The sequence below is a fragment of the Enterobacter sp. SECR19-1250 genome (genome assembly GCF_013391025.1).
Classification (GTDB): Bacteria; Pseudomonadota; Gammaproteobacteria; order Enterobacterales; family Enterobacteriaceae; genus Enterobacter; species Enterobacter cloacae.
In genome coordinates this window covers 1-3,568 of the sequence record NZ_JACASJ010000203.1, presented here as the reverse complement: position 1 = coordinate 3,568, position 3,568 = coordinate 1, and the positions used below count along the sequence as shown (strand labels likewise).

Genomic DNA, 3,568 nt, shown 5'->3' with positions numbered 1-3,568 from the left:
ACTTGTCGTCAAAATCGGTGTTGCAAAAACGGGAGTGACCATAGATTCCGTTTATCTCCTCGTAGAATTGAGTGGGATCCGCTTCCGGCAAGGTGAAACTCAGCGTGCAACGGCCAGTATCCTGCTTCGCATACAGCGTCTGGCTGGCGGAAATATCATTCAGGAAAATGATGCCGTCTTCCGGTGCAGAGGTGATGTACTCCCCTTTCCCGTTCACGACAGAGACGCCTTTCGGTAACGGCGTGCCGTCCGCGCGCGTAATGTTCAGCAGCACGCGGCGCTGGCTCAGAGTGGTGAACTTCCAGTGAGCAAATGCTCCGTGGGAGGCCTTCAGCGACGCATGACCGTTGCTGACGTCCACATTGCCCGGCAGGCTTTGGGTATCTATTTCAACCGTACTTTCGCTGAACGGTGTCAGGGCGGGCACAACCGCTCTGCCCCATTTGTCCGTCCAGACGTTACCGCGCGGGGTACCTATCACCACCCCGGCAACGGGCTTGTCCAGCGCCACTACCGCATAGGTATCTGTTACCGGATAAGGTGAGAAGGTGACGCCATCACCGTGCGCGACAATGCCGCCGCTCAGTGCGATCGAGGAGTTACGGTTACTTTCATTGTCACCGCCAATCCCCAACGCGAGCGTGGTGTAGTGCAGGTTACTGTTCAGCGAACCATCCCAGTTGGTTACGCTGTCATCGTGATCCTGAGAGACGCCCACCGTGTAGGTGTTTTCATCGTTAAATGACCCCATGGCGCGGGTCCCGTAAGAGGCTTTGCCCTCGTTTTCACGGTACCAGCTGTTAGTGGACACGCCGGTGCGGCCCAGCGGCACAGAGACGTTCACATAAAACATATCGCTGTCGCTGGTGTACTTATCACCGTGGCTGATGTCTGATTCCCAGTTTACGCTGACGTTAAAATAGCGGAACGACCGCGACCATGACGAAATGATGCGGCGGCTGTCGTATTCGCTGTTCCATGTCTGGTTGTTGTAATAGCTCAGAGAGAAACGGCCCAGCGTCGGGTTCGACCAGCTCACGCCAACGTTGGTGTCGTATTTTGTGGTCGAGTAGTCATCGTCATCGCTGTATAACTCCTGCATTTCACGATACTTCGGCGTACCGTAGCTCCCGCCAAGGGACAGGCCGAGCCCCCACGGTAAGGCGTAGCCGAGATCCAGCGTGGTTTTGTTACCGTCGGTTTGCGAGAGGTTATCAATGGAGCCGAGAAAACCCAGCGAGGCATACATATGCTGCATCGGCACGGTGTCAATGTTGGCGGAGAAACCGTAATAGTGGTTATCTGCCATCACCATGCCGGCGAGAAAGTTCATCCGGTTGTTAATGGACCAGCCGTTTGATGCGGCGACAATCCACGGCTGCGTAAAGTTTGTCTCCATGTCCTCTGCACGCCCGACGGCCAGTGAAAACCCCGGCGCGCGGCCCACGTGGTTGCTACGGAAGGTGCTGGCGGAAACCGTAAAATGGCTTTCGCTGCCGTCGGTTTCCGTCACTGTGACCTTTAAATCCGTGTTCAGGTTAGCAACCGGCACATCGCTTAAGGTGAACGGCCCGGCTGGCACCAGCGTGGAGAAGATCAGCTGTCCACCCTGGCGAATGTCCACGCGCGCCTGGGCGTTGCGGGCAATACCACTCACCTCAATACCGCTGCTGTAGCCCGGCAGGAGAGCGTTATCCGGCATCATCTGTACGCCATAGATGCCGGGGATACTGAAGCGGCTGTTGGCGATGTTAATTTGCCCCCCCTGCACCATCACGCCGTAGTCGGTAAAGGTGCGCTGTGCATAGGTGTAGAGCGAGTCGCTCTCGAACGACATGCCGCTTCCGTCGCTGATAAACTGCGAACTGCGCACAATCCAGTCGCCTGCGTTAAAGCCAAATTCAAACGAAGACTGAAAACGATCGGACTTATCATCATCAAAGTCGTAATGGGTGCCAAACATGGAGTAGTTCAGCATAGCCGCGCGTCCGCCACGCACGTCAGCCACCTGGCGGCCACTTTCAGGGTTAATGGCCTCCGGCGGAACAACCAGTGAAATTTCGTCTACGTCTGGAGAAGTGACGACCGTTGCGTTTTTCCAGTACTGGTGAATTGAAGGGCACGTTTCACGCTTGAGTTTTTTATATAATCCGGCGGCTTCCAGAAATTCCCCATCAATACACGGAAGACCTTCATCATTAAATTTCACGGGCATAATGCCGCGCTTTTTGCCGTTAATAAGCACGGTGACATTATGGTAACCCGGCATGAATCGCGGGGCGACGGCATAATAGTCAGCAATAGCCGGATCGAGGCCATTCTCTTTTAACGCCTGGGTATCGAAAAACGCTCTTGCCAGCTCCATAGTGGGCGCTGCCGTTGGCAGAATCTCTGCACGAATTCCGAATGCCACCGCGCTCAGGCAAAATGCCAGCACGCCTGTTTTACAGGGGGAAATTTTCATGGCCACTCCGTCGGGTATTATTATTTTACTTCAGCAACGTAAGAACTGGCTTTATAGCCAAAGCGGGTAGCAGGGTACATTTCTACCTTGTTATTCTGCCCGGATATTTTGTTTTCTGACGTCGCTATCATCGTCTGGCCGGGAAGGATATAGCTTTTGTCAAATTTGACCTTAATTCGTGACGGTAATAACGTGGCGTTTTGCTCCATACGCACCACATAAGGCGTATCGTTTACCACCGTCAGGTTGCCATTTTTAATCTGCCAGCGCAGATCTTTCCACGGCTCCATATTCACGTCGAGACCCGCCGGGTGAATAATGACCGGGAGATTCTGGCTGAACACCATTTTTACTTTATTCTGCTCTCGTTGCGGAATAGTGGAAAAAATGACGCGTTTTAAGTGTTCTGTTTTTAATTTTTCCGCGCTGTCTTTTAAGACAAAGCGGACACGCTGCGTTTTACCGGCATTTACACGCACCACCGGTTGAGTAACAATAACACCGGGTGTGGGATCATCCGGTAAATCGACAATACGGGTATAAAGAAGCTGGGCGGTATCGTCGCTATTTTTCACATCCATGCTCGCTCCCCGCTCTTCTTCGTTAATCAACAGCAGGGAAGTATCTGGCACCATACCGGCGGCAAATGTCTGCAACGACGAAAAGAGGCAAATGCAGAACAACGTTTTTTTAGAGAGAATCATAATATTAGTCCGTTAATATTGATGGAGACTGCTCCCCTAATCAGAGGAGCAGTGAATTATCAGCACTGTGATAATCAGAGGTAAACCAGCTCAACGTTGGTTAAACCGTCCAGCGTCACTTCATCCGTGACGTTTAAATCGTTGGTTGGGTTGATTGTGGCTTCAACAGCAACCTTAAAGTTGATTTTACTTTGTGCTGAAAGCACACCGCTAGAGCGCTCCGTACCAAATCCATAAATTTCACTGTTATCACTGCTAATTTGCAGATACTCATTACCTCTATATCCCCAGCCGTTACCCCCATCAGAACTCAACATCGGATAAAGTGAGTCACCCGTATCGTTGGTATTAGGGAAGGTGCGAATAAGCAGGTCATTTCTTCCCAAGCTGACTCGCTGAT

The 3,568-nt window shown here is 52.1% G+C and carries 2 protein-coding genes and 1 pseudogene; all 3 read right to left on the bottom strand.

What is annotated here, in order from left to right; genetic code table 11:
• Window positions 1-2,464 (bottom strand): fimbrial biogenesis outer membrane usher protein (locus tag HX884_RS25680; protein WP_178328990.1); only part of this gene is annotated, 2,464 nt, incomplete at its 3' end.
• Between the two features lie 20 nt (window positions 2,465-2,484).
• Window positions 2,485-3,168, bottom strand: coding sequence for a fimbria/pilus chaperone family protein (locus HX884_RS25675; protein WP_178328989.1), 684 nt, complete (start codon window positions 3,166-3,168; stop codon window positions 2,485-2,487).
• A gap of 74 nt (window positions 3,169-3,242) precedes the next feature.
• Window positions 3,243-3,568: pseudogene (locus HX884_RS25670) on the bottom strand (hypothetical protein); the annotation flags it as partial.